The sequence below is a fragment of the Bradyrhizobium manausense genome, assembly GCF_018131105.1.
Taxonomy (GTDB): Bacteria; Pseudomonadota; Alphaproteobacteria; order Rhizobiales; family Xanthobacteraceae; genus Bradyrhizobium; species Bradyrhizobium manausense_B.
Genome location: NZ_JAFCJI010000002.1, coordinates 1,129,807 through 1,149,238, shown reverse-complemented (window position 1 = coordinate 1,149,238; position 19,432 = coordinate 1,129,807). Strand labels below are relative to the sequence as shown.

At 63.9% G+C, this 19,432-nt stretch carries 19 protein-coding genes and 1 tRNA gene; 5 read left to right on the top strand and 15 right to left on the bottom strand.

Going from position 1 to position 19,432, the window contains the following annotated elements; all coding sequences use genetic code 11:
* Positions 1 to 54: 54 nt before the first annotated feature.
* The 3 genes from JQ631_RS25710 to JQ631_RS25700 all read right to left on the bottom strand — a co-directional run bounded on the left by JQ631_RS25710 (position 55) and on the right by JQ631_RS25700 (position 3,583).
* Positions 55 to 2,814 (bottom strand): T6SS phospholipase effector Tle1-like catalytic domain-containing protein, encoded by a 2,760-nt coding sequence (locus JQ631_RS25710; protein WP_212330790.1) that lies wholly within the window; start codon positions 2,812 to 2,814, stop codon positions 55 to 57.
* Between the two features lie 248 nt (positions 2,815 to 3,062).
* Positions 3,063 to 3,314: a GCG_CRPN prefix-to-repeats domain-containing protein gene (locus JQ631_RS25705; RefSeq protein WP_212330787.1), complete on the bottom strand. Its 252-nt coding sequence runs from the start codon at positions 3,312 to 3,314 to the stop codon at positions 3,063 to 3,065.
* A gap of 26 nt (positions 3,315 to 3,340) precedes the next feature.
* Positions 3,341 to 3,583: a hypothetical protein gene (locus JQ631_RS25700; RefSeq protein ID WP_212330784.1), complete on the bottom strand. Its 243-nt coding sequence runs from the start codon at positions 3,581 to 3,583 to the stop codon at positions 3,341 to 3,343.
* Between the two features lie 305 nt (positions 3,584 to 3,888).
* Between JQ631_RS25700 and JQ631_RS25695 the strand changes: the two genes are divergently transcribed.
* The gene (locus tag JQ631_RS25695) at positions 3,889 to 4,848 is read left to right on the top strand and encodes an AraC family transcriptional regulator (RefSeq protein WP_212330780.1); all 960 of its coding nucleotides are present in this window, start codon (positions 3,889 to 3,891) and stop codon (positions 4,846 to 4,848) included.
* Between the two features lie 8 nt (positions 4,849 to 4,856).
* On the opposite strand, the gene JQ631_RS25690 is transcribed toward JQ631_RS25695, so the two are convergent.
* A complete protein-coding gene (locus JQ631_RS25690) occupies positions 4,857 to 5,090 on the bottom strand; it encodes a hypothetical protein (protein WP_212330777.1) in 234 nt (77 codons plus the stop codon).
* 108 nt (positions 5,091 to 5,198) lie between these two features.
* On the opposite strand from JQ631_RS25690, the gene JQ631_RS25685 reads away from it, so the two are divergent.
* The gene (locus tag JQ631_RS25685) at positions 5,199 to 5,678 is read left to right on the top strand and encodes a DUF6314 family protein (protein WP_212330774.1); all 480 of its coding nucleotides are present in this window, start codon (positions 5,199 to 5,201) and stop codon (positions 5,676 to 5,678) included.
* Here the strand turns inward: JQ631_RS25685 and JQ631_RS25680 are convergent.
* Together JQ631_RS25680 and JQ631_RS25675 are read right to left on the bottom strand one after the other, a co-directional pair.
* On the bottom strand, positions 5,667 to 5,969 hold the full coding sequence (locus tag JQ631_RS25680) for a hypothetical protein (protein WP_212330771.1): 303 nt from the start codon (positions 5,967 to 5,969) through the stop codon (positions 5,667 to 5,669). The two genes, JQ631_RS25685 and JQ631_RS25680, sit on opposite strands and share 12 nt — an antisense overlap.
* A 182-nt stretch (positions 5,970 to 6,151) precedes the next feature.
* Positions 6,152 to 6,236 (bottom strand) — tRNA-Leu (locus tag JQ631_RS25675).
* A 157-nt stretch (positions 6,237 to 6,393) separates the two neighbouring features.
* Between JQ631_RS25675 and JQ631_RS25670 the strand changes: the two genes are divergently transcribed.
* Positions 6,394 to 6,933 (top strand): disulfide bond formation protein B, encoded by a 540-nt coding sequence (locus JQ631_RS25670; protein WP_212330769.1) that lies wholly within the window; start codon positions 6,394 to 6,396, stop codon positions 6,931 to 6,933.
* A gap of 80 nt (positions 6,934 to 7,013) precedes the next feature.
* Here JQ631_RS25670 and JQ631_RS25665 read toward each other — a convergent pair whose 3' ends face one another.
* From JQ631_RS25665 to JQ631_RS25655, 3 genes are read right to left on the bottom strand one after another with little or no spacing between them, the layout of a single operon-like run.
* The gene (locus JQ631_RS25665; RefSeq protein WP_212330766.1) at positions 7,014 to 7,745 is read right to left on the bottom strand and encodes an ABC transporter ATP-binding protein; all 732 of its coding nucleotides are present in this window, start codon (positions 7,743 to 7,745) and stop codon (positions 7,014 to 7,016) included.
* Positions 7,742 to 9,511 (bottom strand): branched-chain amino acid ABC transporter ATP-binding protein/permease, encoded by a 1,770-nt coding sequence (locus JQ631_RS25660; protein WP_212330752.1) that lies wholly within the window; start codon positions 9,509 to 9,511, stop codon positions 7,742 to 7,744. Before JQ631_RS25660 ends, JQ631_RS25665 begins: the two co-directional genes overlap by 4 nt.
* Positions 9,512 to 9,518: 7 nt before the next feature.
* On the bottom strand, positions 9,519 to 10,559 hold the full coding sequence (locus JQ631_RS25655; RefSeq protein WP_212330749.1) for a branched-chain amino acid ABC transporter permease: 1,041 nt from the start codon (positions 10,557 to 10,559) through the stop codon (positions 9,519 to 9,521).
* 178 nt (positions 10,560 to 10,737) lie between these two features.
* Here JQ631_RS25655 and JQ631_RS25650 point away from each other — a divergent pair, with 178 nt between their 5' ends.
* Positions 10,738 to 11,247 (top strand): MarR family winged helix-turn-helix transcriptional regulator, encoded by a 510-nt coding sequence (locus JQ631_RS25650; RefSeq protein ID WP_212330746.1) that lies wholly within the window; start codon positions 10,738 to 10,740, stop codon positions 11,245 to 11,247.
* A gap of 24 nt (positions 11,248 to 11,271) precedes the next feature.
* Here the strand turns inward: JQ631_RS25650 and JQ631_RS25645 are convergent, their stop codons facing one another.
* The 3 genes from JQ631_RS25645 to JQ631_RS25635 all read right to left on the bottom strand — a co-directional run bounded on the left by JQ631_RS25645 (position 11,272) and on the right by JQ631_RS25635 (position 15,427).
* Positions 11,272 to 12,555: a glycerate kinase type-2 family protein gene (locus JQ631_RS25645; RefSeq protein WP_212330743.1), complete on the bottom strand. Its 1,284-nt coding sequence runs from the start codon at positions 12,553 to 12,555 to the stop codon at positions 11,272 to 11,274.
* A gap of 203 nt (positions 12,556 to 12,758) precedes the next feature.
* Entirely contained in the window at positions 12,759 to 13,988 is a 1,230-nt protein-coding gene (locus tag JQ631_RS25640; RefSeq protein ID WP_212330740.1) for an ABC transporter substrate-binding protein, read from the bottom strand.
* A gap of 212 nt (positions 13,989 to 14,200) precedes the next feature.
* Complete coding sequence (locus JQ631_RS25635; RefSeq protein WP_212330737.1) at positions 14,201 to 15,427, bottom strand: ABC transporter substrate-binding protein; 1,227 nt, start codon at positions 15,425 to 15,427, stop codon at positions 14,201 to 14,203.
* Here JQ631_RS25635 and JQ631_RS25630 point away from each other — a divergent pair, their 5' ends adjacent.
* On the top strand, positions 15,428 to 15,745 hold the full coding sequence (locus tag JQ631_RS25630) for a hypothetical protein (RefSeq protein ID WP_212330734.1): 318 nt from the start codon (positions 15,428 to 15,430) through the stop codon (positions 15,743 to 15,745).
* 51 nt (positions 15,746 to 15,796) lie between these two features.
* Here JQ631_RS25630 and JQ631_RS25625 read toward each other — a convergent pair whose 3' ends face one another.
* The 3 genes from JQ631_RS25625 to JQ631_RS25615 all read right to left on the bottom strand — a co-directional run bounded on the left by JQ631_RS25625 (position 15,797) and on the right by JQ631_RS25615 (position 19,432).
* The gene (locus JQ631_RS25625) at positions 15,797 to 17,023 is read right to left on the bottom strand and encodes an ABC transporter substrate-binding protein (protein ID WP_212330730.1); all 1,227 of its coding nucleotides are present in this window, start codon (positions 17,021 to 17,023) and stop codon (positions 15,797 to 15,799) included.
* Positions 17,024 to 17,143: 120 nt separating this feature from the next.
* Positions 17,144 to 18,373 carry an ABC transporter substrate-binding protein gene (locus tag JQ631_RS25620; RefSeq protein WP_212330727.1) on the bottom strand — a complete coding sequence of 410 codons (1,230 nt, stop codon included), beginning with the start codon at positions 18,371 to 18,373 and terminating at the stop codon, positions 17,144 to 17,146.
* 39 nt (positions 18,374 to 18,412) lie between these two features.
* On the bottom strand, positions 18,413 to 19,432 hold the full coding sequence (locus JQ631_RS25615; protein ID WP_212330724.1) for a branched-chain amino acid ABC transporter permease: 1,020 nt from the start codon (positions 19,430 to 19,432) through the stop codon (positions 18,413 to 18,415).

The window sequence follows — 19,432 nt, the reverse complement described above, 5'->3', positions numbered from 1 at the left end:
TGGCCGAAGCTCGCTTCGGCGCTCATCGAGACGGCAGCGGGGCGCCGCCTGTACCTACGGTTTCGCCGCCTGCTTCTCCGGCGGCATGGGCGGACCTGGCAGCCGCTGGACGATGATACGCGCAGTGCCGCCATTGTTCTTGTAGAACTGCTCGTACGGCCCCTGGAGCGGGTCCAGCCACGCCGGGCGCAGCCGCGACGGGAGCAGGGTTGGGTAAATCTGGACCGCGTCATTGACGTAGAAGAATAGGTCGCCGGCGTCGGGCGCGACGAATTCCGCGACCAGCCGTCCTTCCAGTTTCTGGCTCTGCCAGATTGCGCGCGCCGTGGGATCCCTCGGCATCGACTTGAAATGCCCAAGCTCGTTCACCGCGGTCTTGAAAGGATCGCTCGCGGGAAGCGCTGCGAATTCCTTCGTGTCCTCAAGCAGGACCGGATATCTTCGACTGTTGCCGACATCGTCGGTCGGCGGATCGTCTTCGGGTGGAATCGTTGGATTGAGGCGGCGCGGCAGCTCCTCCGCCGACATGACGTTGATGGCCTTCAGCGGGATGTCGCTCATGCCCTTCGTGCCGATGCGCACCACGGGCTGGAACCAGTCAGCGCCGAACTGCCGGAGGGTCGGCAACGCGAGATAATGCGGCAGGGAAAAGGTCGTGAAGCCGTCTGTCCCGCTCATGATGGTGCTGTCGAACCAGGGGTCCTCGATCTGGACCCAGACGCGGTATTTGCGGCCCTTCTCGACCGCGAGGCCGCTCCACCAGCAAAACGCCTTCGTTTCGAACAGGCCGCGGGCGTCGGTCGGCTCGTCGAGAACCGGTGTTCCGACTTCGGGCACCGGCGGGGCTGAAGCCTTGATCGTCGGAGCGGTGCAGACGTTTCCAGTCGCGACGCGGGCCGTGAAGATGCTTGTCGATCCGATGAGCAGGGCAGCGTAATAGATGGCGAACAGGAAGATGAAGGGCAGCACGAGTCTGGAGAAGAGCCAGCGCGCGGGCTCCGCATTCAGCCGCATCCATCGGGCGAAGCGGAGCAGCATTCCAGGCTCGTCGACGTGTTTCTGGCTTGCCATTCGTCGCGGCCGGCTCCAGGCGAGGCGCGCACGTTCCTGAATGGCGTCACGCAGCACCGTATTCCTGCGCCACACCAGATAGGTGATGATCAGCACGATCGCCGTGATGGTCGGGTAATACAGCGTGATGTTGAGCCACGGCGCCGCATAGGACGGCAGGATGTTTCCGACCAGCTTGGCGAGCGGTCCCAGGACCCCGCCGACGACCCAATCGATGGCGGCGACGATGTGGAGCAAGGGGGTGCCTTGCAAGCCGTGGTCCTTCGACACGCCGACCAGGCTGCGCGCAATCCACGGCCAGACCACAATCACGCCGACCATGAACACGAGCGAGAAATAAGCGACGCGCCGCCACCACACAGTGTCGCGCGTGAGCTTCGCCATCTCGGCGCTTGGCGTGCTCATGAGCGTAAACGCTTCGGCCTCCGCCGTGCGCCGCGCACCATCGGCTACCGCCAGATAGGCCTCTTTCATCGCTTCGCGCGTGGTGTCGTCGGTGAGGTTCAGCTTGGTGCCATCAGGCATCAGCACCAGCGATTCCGCCGGCAGCATGATCGGCGCGTAGTCGTCGCAGCCGAACAGCATGCGTTCGATGACGGCGAAGTGCACGACCGGCAGCCCGCCATTGACCGCACCCGCGAGGACCGGGCGTGGTCCGTAGCGATAGAGGATCGCCGCGCCGCTGCGCGAATCGTGCATCGGGCCGATCGCCGATTGATACTCCCTGAAATGCTCGATCTCACCGTCCTGGAATCGGAGATCTTCGCCGAGTTGATCGGTCATCCAGACCAGCGGTACGAAGGACAACGTGGATTCCGGATAGCCGCCCCCGATGTCGGAATGGACGCCGGCGAACCAGACTTCCTTGACCGTCTGGTCGGCCGCCAGATGGCTCTGGTCGATCCGCAGCGGATGGAAGGTGGTGCGCTCGTCGTCGAGCGCGACCGCGTGACAGATGTGCTTCACCTTGTGTGAAGGCCGGTGATTGCGGAACGAGATCGGCCAGATCGCCCAGTCGATCGCGACACGCAGCTCCTCGATCGGGACGCCGAAGGCCTCGACCGTGTCGAACAGCCCGAGGAATTCGATGTTGACGTCCTTGCGGCCGTTCATCGCTGCGCGGACATCGGTGTAGGGGCGATGTCGGCAGATCAGATGGTAGACATAGAGCACGATGTCGCGGATCAAGCGTGCGATCCAGATCGTCGGCAGGCTCTTCTTCCATGGCACGGTCTCGCGGCGATATTCCCGCCACGCGGACATGACGTTGCGCGCCATCTCCTCATGCGAGACCGGCTCGCCCCCGATCACCGCGGGCACCAGCCCCTGGCTCGCAATCAGGGCTGCCAGCGTGCGCGCGGTGAAGGCGCCGCGGCTGAAGCCGAAGATGTAGATCTCGTCGCCCTCGCGCCAGTTCAAGCAGAGGAAGCGGTACAGCTTGCGGACGTTGGCCGGCACGCCGATGCCGGTGGCGCCGTCGAGGGCCGCGAGCGGAGCCCAGCCGGCGGTGCCGACGCCCTTGATGTAGTAGGCGATCTGGTCCGGCTGGGTGTGGTCGAGCGCCTCGTAGAGACGCCAGACGCTGGATTCCTGGGTCGTGAAGGCGTTGCCGGTGCCGTCGGCGAACAGCACCAGCTTGCGTCCTTCCTGCGCGCCGGCCGCGGGCGTCGCGGCATCCAGTTCGTCGTGCGTCGGGTCTGGCCTTGCAGCACCGCCATGCAGCGCCGCGTCCTGGTGCGTCATGGACTCCTCCGAAAATTCAGTTGGGGATGCCTGAAGTCCCCTCGGGCGGCATCCCAAAAATTCAATCAGTGATTGCGATATGAAGTAATAGATGTATTTCGCCCATAAGCGCGCCGAGGTAGCAATAGGGATCATGCCGTCCCCACCAGCGTCTATGATCTGCGCCACAATCGGCAAAAGAAATGCCCGGCAAGGCCGGGCATTTTCCTGTTTGCGAAGCGATCGCGCTTGCGCGGTGCGGCCGGCCGCTACTTGCCGTTGCCGCGGCAGGCGCCGCCGGGGCCGATATGATAGCCGCGCGGACAGGCATGCGCGGCGGGGTTGGCATAGTTTCTCAGGCAGCCGCCATAGGGGCCGCGGTGCCAGCCGGTGCCGCAGCCGCCGGCGACGGGGATGACAACGTCACTGGCCGGTGCGCCGAACGGCGCCAGCGGCATGGCCTGGGCGGAGCTCACAATGGCGCCGAGCGCGAGCGCCGCGGCAAAAGCGATTCGTATCATGCGTCTTGATCCCTGATGCTGTCGTGTCAGTGAGTGGCTGCGAATGTGATGCCGGCGCGCACTTCGGTGATCGCCTGGTCGATCAATCCCAGCGCCCGTTCGCGATGACCGCCCTTGTTGGGCTCGGCCTTGGCAAGCTCGGCGCGGGCCGTTTGCAGGATCGCCACCGCCTGGTCCATGTGCGGCTGCGCGCCGAGCGCGTAGCCGATGCAGAGGCTGGTCGCGATGGCGCCGCCGAGCACGAGGCTGCGGGGTAGAGAGGTTCGCATGTCGATGTCTCCTCCAGCGGGCGTCAGGCCGGGGCCGCCCGATTGCCCGGACGCGATTCGCGTGTGGCGGGATGTCGCATCCTGTGATTGAATAGGATGGGGGTGTGCACGCCGTCTTGGACTGTCCGGCGCCGAAGGCCCTGCTGCTTGGACTGACCGGCGCAGCTTGATTCACGTCAGCGTGCTGATAGCTTGCGCGCGCCTGACTTCAGCGGGCGTTCATGTCCGGCCTGCGACGTTTTGCGAGCGCCTAAGCGTTTTTTTTAAAGAAACTTAGAAAAACCATTCTCGAAAAGTCGTTCTCGATGTCTGTCATCAGGAAGTCGCTCTCGACCGAGATGTTGCCGCAGGATCTGTCCGACCGGCAACGCTTCATCCGCTTCGCGGAGCTGTTCGAGCATTTTTCCAACACCGGCGAGCTCGACCCGGCGTCCGACGTGCCGTTTCGTGCCGCGATGAACTCGATCCATATCGGCACCACCATGCTCGGCCGTTGCGACGGCAGCTTCGTCACGGTGCGGCGGGAAAAGCGCCAGGTGATCGAGACAGGCGACGATCGCTTCTGTCTCGTACGCAACACCGGCGATCGTTCCTCGCAGGTGATCCATCGCGGCCGCGAATTCATTCTGCGGCCGGGATCGATCGTGCTGCTCAAGCTCGACGAGCCGTTCTTCGCCGCCGACGGCGCGAGCCAGAAGCGTTTCACCAACGTGCATCTGCCGGTCGATTCACTGCGCGCGATGGTCGCCGACGTCGATGAGCTCGTCGGCTGCGAGCTCGAGCCCGGCGGCGCATTGTCGCTGGTGATGGACTACAGCGATCTGCTGCTTCGTCACCCCGCGGCCGCCGACGAGGCCGGCATGGCGATCGCGTCCCATCTGCTCGATCTCGCTTCGATCGGTCTCGGGGCCCGCAGCGACGTCGCCACCGCGGCGCGCCGCCGGGGGCTGCGCGTGGTGCGGCTCAAGGCCGTGCTGTCGATCCTCGAAGCACGCTTCCACGAGCCGGATTTTTCCGCGCAGAAGCTCGCTACCGCGGCCGGTCTGTCCGAGCGCTATGTCAATGAACTCCTGTTCGAGGCCGGCGCCAGTTTCACCACGCGCCTGACCGAGCTGCGCCTGCGCAAGGCGGCCGACCTGCTCGCCCATCGCGAAGGCCGCATCAGCGACATCGCGTTCGCCTGCGGCTTCAACGACCTCTCATATTTCAACCGCTGCTTTCGCCGCAGGTTCGGCCTGACCCCGACCGCGGCGCGGGGCAAGTGAGAGTGCGCTTAGAGCGGCTCCGCCTTCGGCGGCGGATAGCGCCGCGCCAGCATCGACAGCGACAGGCGCCGCTCGTCGGCCAGCAGCTCCCGCCAGGCCAGCACCAGCGGTCGCTTCCAGTCGCCGACGCCGAAATCCATGTCGATCCATTTCTGAGGTTCGGGCCCGTCGAGGCCGCGCACCCAGACGAAATAGCGCGGCAGGTCGTCGGCGTCCGTAGCGGTCGTAGGTCTCCTGGCCATCACATACTCACTGCATCGACACGCGCTCAGCTCAGGATATAGGTATTGCCGCGGCGAAGTCGAACGCCGCGAAGCCGCCGATCGACGGGGCGCTTGGGTCCAGAGAGCATGAGCGAAACATTGATCGATGCTTGGCGTGATGCATCGCAGGTGATGGCGCGGCTGGCCGGCGCCTGGTTGTTCGACCGGGTGATCGACGGTCAGGGGAGCATGCAGGGCATCGCGACCCTCACGCCGTTGGACCCGGAGAGCCTCGGTTACCGCGAGCAGGGACGGCTAAAGCTGCTGAACGGCACCGAGCTCGAGGCCGAGCGCGAGTACGTCTTCCGCAACGGCGACTGCGGATTCGACGTCTTCTTCAAGGAGACCCCGCCGCGGCTCTTCCACGCAATCTTACTGTCCGCATCCGGCGACGGCGCCTTGAGCGGAAGCGCCGGCCATGTCTGCAATCTCGACCATTATCAGTCGACCTACACGTTCCGCGTCGACGGTGGCTTCGTCATTCGTCATGTCGTGTCGGGCCCTCGCAAGGACTACACGATGATCACGAGCTACACGCGCGGTGCGTTGCCGCCGTCACCGCCATAGCTCGCACGTCGCAACCCGGTTGATGTCGATCAGGCGGCGCTCGGCATCGCCGCGGAGGTCGAGGCTTGCGACCAGCGTCAGCAGGCGATGATAGGTGCTGTCGGCAACCTCGACCGGCAGCGGCGCCTCATCAAACGCCTCGACATAGCTGCCGACGAGTTCGCTGAGCAGCCGGCATAGACCGCGCTGGGCGGGATCGTCCCGGCCGAGCGTTTCGAGCTTCTGCTGAAAGTTTTGGAAGGTCCGCAAACCGTGGTGCTGTTCGGAAAGCCACGCGTGCAGGTCGTTCATATGAGCTCCTTCGAGTGAGAGAAGAAGCTACGGACTTATACAGTGAGGACGCGACGATTGGGAGGGAAAGGAGAGAGAGGCAGCTATGCTGAACCCGCGTCTTCGCCAAGAGGCTTCGCCGGACACGCTTTGCCCGTTGGGCTTGGCACGGCCGCGCCACGCGAAGCCCAACGGGCGAAGCGTGGTGCCCCTGGCCGGAATCGAACCAGCACTCCTTGCGGAACTCGATTTTGAGTCGAGCGCGTCTACCAGTTCCGCCACAGGGGCCCTCGGTCGGTCCCTGGAAGGAGCCTCGCGAAGCCGGCGGACTATAGCCATGGAAAAAGCGGGGTCAACCCGCGCCAAAGTGATCCCCGACGTTCTCGACAGGCGCTTGGGGCGGGGTTAGAGGCTTAAAGCCACGCACCGATATGAAGAGGCCGCCGTGACGACCCAGAGTGCCGCAATGCCCGCTTTCGGACCGACTGCCGGCAACCCCGCCCTGACGGCTGCGCTGGCCGTCACCCTGATTGCGGCGGCGACGATTGCGGGCGCCTGGTTCTTCCAGCTCGTCTTGGGGATCGTGCCCTGTCCGCTCTGCCTGGAGCAGCGCTACGCCTATTACCTCGCGGTCCCGCTCGGTGTGCTCATGGTGCTTGCGGCGCGAGGCGGCGCGCCACGGCCGCTGCTGCTGGCCGGTCTGGCGATCCTCGCGCTGGCGGCGCTCGCCAATGCCGGGCTCGGCACCTACCATTCCGGCGTCGAATGGGGGTTCTGGAAGGGACCGACCGACTGCTCCGGTCCAGTCGTCAATCTCGGCAACGCCGGCGATCTGCTGTCGCGGCTCGATACCGTCAAGGTGGTACGCTGCGACGAGGTGCAGTGGCGCTTCCTCGGCCTCTCGCTCGCCGGCTACAATGTGCTGATCTCGCTGCTGATGGCCGCGATTGCCGCTTGGGGCTTTGCGCGGACCGCGAGCCGCTAGAGCATGATCCGGACCCGGAGGGCCGCGTTGGCGCAAAGTGCGAAGCGGTTCTCCGAAAAGATCATGCTCAAACAAGGAGCCTAGATCACGCTCGCGCCTTCGTGCTGGAAGCCGAGATAGCTCGCCGCCACCCGCTCGTTCGCCGCGATGTCGCTGGCCTTGCCGCTGAGCACGAATTCGCCGAGCTCCATCACATAGGCATGGTCCGCGATCTTCAGCGCAGCCTGCGCGTTCTGCTCGACCAGCAGCACGGACACCCCGCTGGCGCGCAGCTCCGTGACGATGCGGAAGATGTCGGCGACGATGATCGGCGCAAGGCCGAGGCTCGGCTCGTCCAGCATCAGGAGTTTCGGCTCGCCCATCAGCGCGCGCCCCATCGCCAGCATCTGCTGCTCGCCGCCGGACAAGGTGCCGGCGAGCTGCTTGCGACGCTCCTTGAGGCGCGGAAACAGCGTGTAGATGCGCTCGATCGAGGCTTTCGCCTTGCTCCGCTCGATGCGGAAAGCGCCCAGCTCGAGATTGTCCTCGACGTTCATCGTGACGAACAATTCGCGATGCTCCGGCACGAGGCCGAGCCCCATCGCGACGCGATCCTCGATGTCGAGCCGGGCAAGATCCTGACCGGCAAAGGTCACGCGGCCCTTCAACGGCAGAATGCCCATGATAGCCGAGAGCAGCGTGGTCTTGCCGGCGCCGTTGGCGCCGACGATGGTGACGATCTCGTTCTCGCCGACCTCGAGCGCCACCGAGCGCACGGCCTCCACCTTGCCGTAGGCGACATGCGCGTCGGTGACGGACAACAGCGCGCTCATGCCGCCACTCCGAGATAGGCCTTGATCACTTCGGGATTGGTCTTGATCGTGGCGGGCGATCCTTCCGCGATCTTGGTGCCGAAATCGAGCACCACGATGCGGTCGGCGAGGTTCATCACGAAGCCCATGTCGTGCTCGACCAAAAGAACGGACATGCCGCCGTCGCGCAGGTCGCGCAGCAGTTTGGCAAGCTGCTGCTTCTCCATGTGGCGCAGGCCCGCGGCGGGCTCGTCGAGCAGCAGCAGCATCGGATCGACGCACAGTGCACGCGCGATCTCGACGATGCGCTGCTGGCCGAGCGACAGCGATCCTGCGAGCTGATGCATCTGGTCAGAGAGGCCGACGCGCTCGATCTGCCGGGCGGCCTCCGCAAGCAGTCTTGCCTCGTCGGCGCGGTCGAGCCGCAGCATCGAGGCGAGCGGCCCGGATTGGCCGCGCAGGTGTGCGCCGATCGCGACGTTTTCCAGCACGGTCATGTCGGGGACGAGCTTGACGTGCTGGAAGGTCCTGCTGATGCCGAGCTTGACAATCTCCTGCGGCGGTGCGCCGTCGACCTTGTTGCCGAGCACCGAGATCGAGCCCGAGGTCGCCGACAGCACGCCAGTGATAAGGTTGAAGGTGGTGCTCTTGCCGGCGCCGTTAGGCCCGATCAGCGCGACGATCTCGCGGGCCTGGACGTCGAAGGAGACGTTGTTGACCGCGACCACGCCGCCGAATTGCTTGCGCGCCTTCTCGACCTGAAGAAGGATGTTGGATTGGCCGGGCGACCGCGGACGCTGCTCCAGTTGCAGCGAGGTGTCGGGCTTCTCGCCGTCGCTGCGCTCGGGCAGCAGCGACATCAGCCAGGGCCAGACGCCGCCAGGGGCGAGCTGAAGCAGCGCCACCAGCATGATGCCGAACACGATGGTCTCGACCTGGCCGGAGCCGGGCAGGATCAGCGGCAGGTAGCTTTGCAGCACCTCCTTCAGGATCACGACGATCGCCGCGCCCAGCACGCCGCCCCAGACATAGCCGGCGCCGCCGACCACCGCGATGAAGAGATACTCGATGCCGGCGTGGGCGCCGAACGGCGTCGGCGTCACGGCGCGCTGGAGATGGGCATAGAGCCAGCCGGAGAGGCCGGCGAGCACGGCGGCATGGATGAAGACCAGAAGCTTGGCGCGCGGCGTGTGCACGCCGAACGCCTCGGCTGCGACATGGCCGCGCCTGAGCGCGCGGATGGCGCGGCCGGTGCGGGAGTCCAGCAGGTTCATGGTGAGCAGGGCCGAGATCAGGACGGCGACCCAGATCGCATAGTAGATCGAGCCGGGCGAGAGCATCCTGAGCGTGCCGATCGACAGCGGTGGAATTGCCGAGATGCCGTCGTTGCGGCCGAGGAATGCCAGCTTGCTGAAGAGATAGAACAGGCCGAGCCCCCAGGCGAGCGTGCCAAGAGGCAGGTAGTGGCCGGAGAGCCGGACCGTGATCAGGCCGAGCAGCACCGCGAACAGGCCGCTGACCACCAGCGACAGCGGCAGCGTCAGCCACGGCGACAGGCCATAGGACGTCGTCAGCACCGCCGTGGTGTAGGCGCCGAAGCCGACGAAGGCGGCTTGTCCGAACGAGGTGAGGCCGCCGACGCCGGTCAGCAGCACAAGGCCCATCGCGACCAGTGCGGCGAGACCGATATTGTCGAGCAGCACGATCCAGAACGGCGGCATGCCCGGGATGAACGGGATCGCCGCCATGAGAGCTGCGAAGACGAGGATGGGAAGCCGGCTCTGCATCGTGGCCTCAGTCCTTCTCTTCTTCGACCGCGGGCGCGGCGAGCGAGCGCAGCAGCAGCACGGGGATCAGGAGCATGAACACGATCACCTCCTTGTAGTTGGAGGCATAGAAGGACGAGAACGCCTCGACGATGCCGACGAACAGGGCGGCGACGGCGGTGAGGGGATAGCTGACGAGGCCGCCGATGATCGCCGCGACAAAGCCCTTCAGGCCGATCAGGAAGCCCGAGTCATAGTAGAGCGTCGTGATCGGCACGATCATGATGCCAGACAGCGCGCCGATGACGGAGGCGAGCAGGAAAGCGATCTGGCCTGACAGCGTGGTGCGGATGCCGGCGAGCCGCGCGCCCAGCCGGTTGACGGCGGTGGCACGCAGCGCCTTGCCGTACAGCGTCAGGCCGAAGAACAGCCAGAGGCCGACGATGAAGGCGATGGTGATGCCGTAGACGGTGAGGCTCTGGCCGGTGAAGCGCAGCGAGCCCGCCGTGAAGGCACCGGAGAGCACCGCCGGTCCGCGCTGGCCCTCGGCGCCGAAAAACAAGAGGCCCAGCCCCTGAAGCGCCAGGTGCACGCCGACCGAGGCGATCAGCAGCACCAGCACCGAGGTGTGCGCCAGCGGCTGGAACGCGATGCGGTAAAGATAGAGGCCGATCATCGCGACGATCACCAGCGACAGCGCGATGCAGACCGCGACCGGCGGTTTTTGGGCCGCAAAGTAGATCGTCAGCACCAGCACGATGGCGGGCAGCACGATGTTGGCGAGGACGCTGCGCAGGATCAGCCGGGCGTGCAGCGTCTTGCGCGCCACGAACAGGTCGAAGGCGCAGGCGGCGATGCCCATAGCCAGCGCCAGCTGGGCGGTGCCCGGCATCTGCCCCGAGGCCAGCGATGCGTAGGTCAGCGCGCCATAGGTGACGAATTCGCCCTGGGGGATGAGGATGACGCGGGTGACGGCAAACACCAGCACCAGTGCCAATCCGAGCAGCGCATAGATCGCGCCATTGGTGATGCCGTCCTGTAGCAGGAACAGCATGATGGTGGTGTTCAAGACCGGACGCTCCCCCTTAAGATGAGGGACCGGTCTCCGCGATTGCGGTGGATGGTCCCCTCACAGCCATTGAAATGCGCTGACGATATTTGATATGGTCCATAACAATTATCAAATATAACATCAAGGGCGGGCGAACGACCCGTCCCGAATTTAGCGGGATTGCGAGCACGAGGCGATGACCGTTTCCAAAACCGCTGAAAAGCCTTCCGAGGCGACCAAGGGCCGCAAGGATGCGCCCGAGGGGCTGGCCGAAGCCCTCCAGCTCGGCGAGCTCTCGGAGCAGCTCGGCTACGTGCTGAAGCGTGCGCAGCTCAAGGTGTTCGAGAACTTTCTGCGCTGCATGGCCTCGCTCCAGCTCACGCCGGCGCAGTTCTCGGTGCTGCTGCTGGTCGAGAAGAACCCGGGTCGTAACCAGACCGAGATCGCCTCCACCCTCGGTATCCTCAGGCCGAATTTCGTCGCCATGCTCGACAATCTCGAGAGCCGCGACCTCTGCGCCCGGATCCGTTCCACCAACGATCGCCGCTCGCACATCCTGGTTCTGACCGACAAGGGCAAGACCGTGCTGACGCGCGCGAAGAAACTCGTCGCCACAAAGCACGAATCGCGGCTCAACGAGCTGCTCGGGCAAGCCAACCGCGAAGCCCTGATCGAGATGCTCTCGAAGATCGCCAACGAGTTTTGAGGGCGATAGAGACACCGGCGGACCTCAATCCACCAAAATCACCCTGATGTCATTCACATTGGTCAGCGTCGGGCCGGGCTGGAGCAGATCCCCCGTCGCCTCGAAGAACGTCGTTGCGTCGTTGTTGTCCAGATAGGCCTGCGGCGTAAGTCCCTGCGACGTCATCTTGGCGAAGGTCGCCGCATCGATCATCGCGCCGGCGGGGTCTGTGGGGTGACCGGCGCCGCCGTCGGCGCCGTCGGTGTCGCCGGCGAGTGCCGAAATGTCGGGCGTGTCCTTCAGCAGGGACGCCAGCGCGAGCGCGTATTCCTGGTTGGGGCCGCCGCGCCCTTGGCCGCGCACGGTCACCGTGAGCTCGCCGCCGGAGAGGATCGCGACGCGCTTGCCCTGCGCTCTGGCCTGGAGCGCGAGCCTGGCGTGATCGGCGGCGACCTCGCGGGCCTCGCCCTCGAGATCGGCGCCGAGATCGATGGTCTCGTAGCCGGCGTCCTTTGCGCGCTTCACCGCGGCGTCGAGCGATTGCCTGGGACGCGCGATCAATTCGAAATGCGCGCGCGCAAAGGCGGCATCGCCGGGCTTGCAGCTTTCATTGGCGGGATCGTCGAGCGCGCGGCGCACGGCATCGTCGATCGCGAGCTTGTACTTGGCGACGATCGCGCGTGCATCGGCGAGCGTGGTCGGATCGGGCACGGTGGGTCCCGAGGCGATCGCGGAGGGATCGTCATGCGGCACGTCGGAGATCGCGAGCGTCACGATCTCGGCGGCGTTGCGGCCGGCGCGCGCGAGACGCCCGCCCTTGATGCGCGAGAGATGTTTTCTGACGACGTTCATCTCGCCGATCGGTGCGCCAGAGCGCAGCAGCGCCTTGTTGACCGCCTGCTTCTGGGCAAAGCTGATTCCGTCCACCGGTGCGATCCAGTTTGCCGAGCCGCCGCCGGTGAGCAGCACCAGCAGCAGATCGTCAGGGCCGGCCTCGCCCGCGAGCGCAAGCGTGTCGGCGGCGCCCTTCAGGCCGGCCTCGTCAGGCACGGGATGGCCGGCCTCGACGACGCGAATGCGGCGCGTCGGCACGCCATAGCCATGACGCGTGGTGGCGATGCCGAGAAGCCGCTCCGGCGCGAGCTTGAGCGTGTCGAGATAGTGCCGCTCGGCTGCCGCGGCCATCGCTGCGGCGCCCTTGCCGGCGGCCAGGCAGATCACGCGGCCCTTGGGCGCGGGGCGCAAGTGAGGCGCCAAAATCGTGCTGGGATGAGCGGCGGCAACGGCGGCGTCGTAGAGCGCGCGGAGCAGGGGGCGTCGATCGGTCATGACGATGGCCTTCAGCAAACTCGTGAGCAGACTAGAGCTGTGGCGAGGACGTCGCCATTCCCTTGCCTAGCGCATCGGGCGCAAAAGGGTAAGCAGGCTTTACCATCATTCGATTGTGCAATCGCGTGATAGTATCAGGCGGAAACGAAAGCCCCCTGCGTGATGATCGCAGGGGGCTGTTATCGCTGCATTTTCAGATGGGACTAGCCGCCGGCGTCGGCGCTGATGACGTCGCCGAACAGTTCCCAGCGCTCGCCCTTGAACTTCTCGAGCCGGAGCTGGCTGATCGGCGCAAAGTCGTTCGGGCCGGTGTTGATCTGGATGCCCGGCAGCAGCGCCTCGGTGCGGAAGTTCTTCAGGCTCGCCGCCTGCTTCATGATGTTTGCACGTGTGAGATCATCGCCGCACTGCTTCAGCACCGCCACCAGCGTCTGCGCCACGGCAAAGCCGACGATGGTGCCCTTGTCGAGCTTGTCGCCCTCGGGGAAGTACTTGTCCATGAAGGTCATGAATTCCTTCATGCCGGCGTCGTTCTTCCATTCCGGATCGGATACGTCCTTGAGATAGTCGGCCGAGATGATGTCCTGGCCGTTCTCGTAGCCGGCGGGCTTCATCACGCTGCCGACGGAGGCCGAGACGTTGTTGAGGAAGTGCAGCGGCTTCCAGCCGATCTCGGCATTCTTCTTGATCGCCTGAGCTGCGAACTTCGGCGTCGAGATGTTCATGAACACATCTGCGCCGGTCGACTTCAGCTTGACGATGTGGTTGTCGATCGTCGGCTCGGAGGTCTCGTAGCTTTCCTCCGCAACGATCATCGAGGACGCCTTGGAGCCGAGGCCGTCCTTGAGGCCCTTCAGATAGTCCTTGCCGTAATCGTCGTTCTGGTAGAGCACGGCGATCTTGGCGTCCGGCTTGTTCTTGAGCAGCCACTTTGCGTAGATCTGCGTCTCGCTCTGATAGTTGGGCTGCCAGCCCATGGTCCAGGGGAAGTTCTGCGGATCGTTCCACTTGGTGGCGCCGGTGGCGACGAACAGCTGCGGCACCTTCTTGGTGTTCATGTATTTGTGGATCGCCGAGTTCGGCGGTGTGCCGAGCGAGTTGAAGATGAACAGCACTTCGTCGCTCTCGACCAGCTTGCGTGCCTGCTCGACGGTCTTCGGCGGCGAATAGGCGTCGTCATAGCTGATGTAGTTGATCTTGCGGCCGTTGATGCCGCCTTCGTCGTTGATCTTCTTGAAATAGGCGGCTTCGGTCCGCCCGATGATGCCGTAGGCGGAGGCCGGTCCGCTGTAGGGCATGATGTTGCCGATCTTGATTTCGGTATCGGTCGCGCCGGTATCGTATTTCTTCTGGGCGGACGCGATGGAGGTCGTGGCCGCAATGAGCGCGAGCGCCAATGACGCGGCCGCAAGCTTGCCGGTGACAGCGGGCATTCCAATCTCCCTATTTTTCTTGGTGTGTGTGCGCTCCTTTTCTTGGCTTGATTGTTTTTGGGCCGCGCGGTCGCAATTCAATACGATTTGGCCGATGGCTTCAAGAAAAAGCCCCTGCGACCAAGTCGCAGGGGCTGCTCCTTTAGTAGCTAAAAGCCCGCCATCGGTGCTTCCGCCGCGGCCTTTGCCCCGGCTCGCGGCCCAGGCGCCCGTTAACCATTCACGTCGCCGCTGATCACGTCGCCGAAGCGCTCCCAGCTATCGCCCTTGAGCCGCTCCAGTTGCAACTGCGAAATCGGGGCGAAATCCGTCGGGCTGGTATTGATCTTCACCCCAGGCAGCAGGCCGGCTACCGTGTAGTCGTGCATGCTTGCCGCCTGCTTCATGATATTCGCACGCGTCAGGTCGTCGCCGCACTCCTTGAGCACGTGAACCATGGTCTGCGCGGCGGCATAGCCATAGATCACGAAGGCATCGGCCCGGTTGGCTTCCGGATAGTACTTGTCGAGGAACGCATTCCAGGCCTTGATCTCGGCATCATCCTTCCATTGTGGATCGGTCGGGTCCTTCAGATAGGCCGCCGAGATGATCCCTTGCGCGTTGTCGAAGCCCGCAGGCTTGATCGTGGCACTGACCGACGAACTGACGCTGTTGAGGAAGTGGACCGGCTTCCAGCCGATCTCGGCGCTCTTCCTGATCGCCTGCGCGGCGAACTTCGGAATCGAGATATCGACGAACACGTCGGCGCCAGCTGCTTTCAGGTTGACGATGTGCGAGTCGATGGTCGGTTCGGTCGTCTCGTAGCTCTCTTCGTCTACGATCATGGAGACCTTCGAGCCGAGCCCGTCCTTCAAGCCCTTCAGATAGTCCTTGCCGTAATCGTCGTTCTGGTAGAGTACGCCGATCTTGGCATTCGGATAATTCTTCAGGATGTACTTCGCGTAAATCTGCGTTTCGCTCTGGTAATTGGGCTGCCAGCCCATGGTCCATTGAAATTCCTTCGGGTCGTTCCACTTGGTGGCACCGGTGGCGACGAAGAGTTGCGGCACCTTCTTCGAGTTCATGTATTTGTGGATCGCCGAGTTCGGCGGCGTGCCGAGCGAATTGAAGATCAGCAGCACCTCGTCGCTCTCGACCAGCTTGCGCGCCTGCTCGACCGTCTTCGGCGGCGAGTAGCCGTCGTCGTAGGAGATGAAGTTGATCTTGCGGCCGTTGATGCCGCCTTCAGCGTTGATCTTGTTGAAGTAGGCAGCCTCGGTCTTGCCGATCACGCTGTAAGAGGACGCAGGGCCGCTATAGGGCATGATGTTGCCGACCTTGATCTCGGTATCGGTCGCGCCACTGTCGTATTTCTTCTGGGCAAGGGCCGCCGTAGACAGCGTGACGGCGAGTACCAGGGCAGCCGAAAAGGCTCCCCTCCGCATGCGGATGGAATCCATGTGCTGATCTCCTTGGATCCGTTGAATGTGTCGCTGTTTGCTGATCGGGAGCTCTTGTTGGCTCCGGCAGCATTCAATGCCCTTCCCACATCGCCAGCAAGGAACGGACTCGTGAGAAGTCAGCGCCGAGGAATTATCTTTAGTCGCATGGTCGCGAGCGATGTCGAAGACGCCGGAACATTCGTGTCAGGCGTGTCGAACCGTGGCGACGGCAACGAAGCCGCGGCGCGCTCGCGTCTTGCTTTGCAGCAAGTCTTTCAGGCGACGCCGGATTTCCTGCCGCACCGAAACATTGGTGCGGCCCCGGGAGAGAGTTAGTGAAGTTGAGGCCGTTACGCGCGTCGATTTGTGATTGCGAGGGGCAGGATGCTAGTGGCCGGGATCGCTCGAGATGATCCCGCCGAACAATTCCCAGGCCTTGCCCTTGAACCGCATCATCTGGAGTTGCTCGATCGGCGCGAAATTGTCGGGCGACGTGTTGATCTTGATTCCGGGCAGCAGGGTGTCCGGTGCGAAATCCTTCAGGGATGCCGCCTGCTTCATGACGTTGTCGCGGGTGAGGTTGTCGCCGCACATCTGCAGCACCTTCACCATGGTCTGTGCCGCCGCGTAGCCGAACACCACGCCGGCATCGAGCTTGTTGGCCTTTGGATCGTACTTCGCGACGAAGTCGTAGAAATTCTTCATGCCGTCGTCGGCATTCCATTGCGGATCGGAGCCGTCCTTGGTGTAGCTCGCCGACAAGATGCCTTGCGATATCTCGAGGCCCGCGGGCTCGATCACGCCGCCGACCGACGCCGAGACGTTGGAGATGATGTGGACCGGGTGCCAGTTGATCTCGGCCGCCTTCTTGATCGCCTGCGCCGCGAATTTCGGCGTGGTGATGCTGACGAAGACATCGGCGCCCGCGGCCTTCAGCTTGACGACGTGCTCGTCGATTGCAGGCTCCGAAGTGTCGTAGGGCTCTTCCAGCACGATCATGGAGGCCTTGGCGCCGAGCCCGTCTTTCAGCCCCTTCAGATAATCCTTGCCGAAATCGTCATTCTGGAAGAGCACGCCGATCTTGCCGTCCGGCTTTTCCTTCATGATGTACTTGGCATAGATCTTGGCCTCGCTGGCGTAGCTCGGCTGCCAGCCCATGGTCCACGGATATTGCTTCGGATCGTTCCACTTCGAGGCGCCGCTCGCCACGAACAATTGCGGCACCCTCTTCTCGTTCATGTATTTGCGAATGGCACCGTTGGTGGAGGTGCCGAGCGAGCCGAAGATCAGCAGCACGTTGTCGCTCTCGACCAGCTTGCGGGCCTGCTCCGCCGTCTTCGGCGGCGAATAGCCATCGTCATACGAGATGAATTTGATCTTGCGGCCGTTGACGCCGCCTTCGGCATTGACCTTGTTGAAATAGGCTTCCTCGGCCTTGCCGATCGCGGCATAGGCTGAAGCCGGCCCGCTATAGGGCATGATGTTCCCGATCTTGATCTCGGTATCGGAGGCGCCGCTGTCGTAGGTCTTTTGCGCGAGGGCGGGATTGCCTGTTGCAATGCACAACGCGAATGCGGCCGAGATCACCGCAACCTGAAATCGAACGACAGTCATTGCTCTCCTACCCCAACTGGATCGGCGTCGCATTGAACAAGATTGATGCACGACGTCAACAAAAAGCCCCCGCGATCGCTCGCGGGGGCCATGTCGGCCTGGACTATTGCGACGTCGGATTTATTCCGGCGCCACGTCGCCGCTCAGGATGTCGCCGAACGGCTCCCACTTCTCGCCCTTGAAGCGCTGCATCTGCAACTGGCTGATCGGGGCGAAGTCGTTCGGTCCGGTGTTGATCTTGACGCCGGGCAGCAGGGTGTCCGGCGTGAAGTCCTTCAGGCTCGCGGCCTGCTTCATCAAATTGGCGCGGGTGAGATCGTCGCCGCACTGTTCCAGCGCCTTGACCAGCGTCTGCGCGGCACCATAGCCGTAGACGACGCTGGAGTCGGTCTTGTCGGCGCCGGGCATGTACTTGTCGAGGAACTCGACCCACTTCTTCATGCCGGCATCGTCGTTCCAGCGCGGATCGGCGCCGTCCTTGGCATAGGCTGCCGACAGCACCTCCTGGGCGGCCTCGAAGCCGGCCGGCTTCATCACGCTGCCGACCGAGGCCGACACGTTGGTGATGATCTGCAGCGGCTTCCAGCCGAGCTCGGCGGTCTTCTTGATGGTCTGCGCGCCGAACTTCGGCGTCGTGTAGATCAGGAGCACGTCGGGATTGGCGGCCTTGATCTTGACGATGTGACCGTCGATCGACGGCTCGGAGACCTCGTAGCTCTCTTCCATGATGATCGCGGACGAGGCCTTGGCGCCAAAACCGTCCTTGGTGCCCTTGAGGTAGTCTTTGCCGAAATCGTCGTTCTGATAGAGGATCGCGACCTTGGCGTCGGGCTTCTCCTTCATCAGCCATTGCGCGTAGATATGCGCTTCGGCCTGGTAGGAGGGCTGCCAGCCCATGGTCCAGGGGAAGTTCTTCGGATCGTTCCACTTGGTGGCGCCGGTCGCGACGAACAGCTGCGGGATCTTCTTGGCGTTGAGGTATTTCTGGATCGCGGTGTTCGAGGGCGTGCCGAGCGGGTTGAACACGGCGAGCACCTCGTCGCTTTCGACCAGCTTGCGCACCTGCTCCACGGCCTTCGGCGGCGAGTAGCCGTCGTCATAGGTGACGTAGACGATCTTGCGGCCGTTGATGCCGCCCTTGTCGTTGATCATCTTGAAATAGGCTTCTTCGGTCTTGCCGATGACGCCGTAGGCCGAGGCCGGACCGCTGTACGGCATGGTATTGCCGATCTTGATCTCGGTATCGGTCGCACCGGTGTCGTACTTCTTCTGGGCAAGGGCGGCGCTGGAGGCGAGTGTGGCGACCGCCGTTGCGAGTGCAGCGGTTCGCAGTGTTCTTCCGAAAAGCAATTGGGTCTCCTTGGTTAAAACAACAGTCTTGACGATGGATCAGTTTTTCCTGAGCCGGCCAGCGAGTTGCTGGCCCAGGATCGCGACTTGCCTGGCGCCGTGCGGCACGAGGTAGATGACGAGGAACAGGAGCACGCCGAACACGGCGCCGGAGAGGCCCTTGGAGATGCCCTCCGCAATGTTCGGCACGAAGATGATGAAGGCGGCGCCGACGATCGAGCCGGGCAGCCAGCCGACGCCGCCGACGACCATGCCGAGGAACAGCTGGATCGCGAGCGTGATGGTGAAGCTGTCGGGCGCGACGAACTGCACGGCGATCGCACTCAGGCCGCCGGCGACGCCGGTGATGGCCGCGGAGACGCCGAAGGCCAGCGTCTTGTACAGCGCGACGTTGATGCCCATGGCGGAGGCCGCGATCTCGTTGTCGCGGATCGCCATGAACGCGCGGCCCGAGCGGGAGCGCAGCAGGTTCACCGAACAGATATAGATCACGAGCACGACGACGAGCGTGAAGTAATACAGCCACATGTCCTGCGACATCGGCAGGCTGAACGGCGCATCGGGCTTGGTGACGACGAGACCCTGTACGCCGCCGGTCCACTTCTCGAGGAAGTTCAGCTTGAGGAGCTGCGGCATCGCGGTGGCGAGCGCGAAGGTCGCAAGCGCCAGGTACACGCCGGAGAGCCGCAGCGCCGGCTGGCCGAACAGGAAACCCGCGCCGAAACACACCACGCCTGCGACCGGCAGGCAGAGGAAGTACGGGATGTTGAACACCTCCATCATCACCGCGGTGATGTAGGCGCCGATGGCGTAGAACGCGCTCTGGCCGAGCGAGAACTGGCCGCTTCCGCCGGTCAGGATGTTCAGCGCCAGCACCGCCAGACCCAGATACAAGAGCTGGGTCAGCTGGAAGATCACGAAGTTTTTCGCGAACAGGGGAACGACGACGAGAAGCAGCAGCACCACCAGCGAGGTGCCTGTGCCCAGCGTCATGGCCCGCTTCGGAACGGCCTCGACCGCCTCGTTGCCTTCGGCGACGACTTCTTCTGCTGCGCTCAT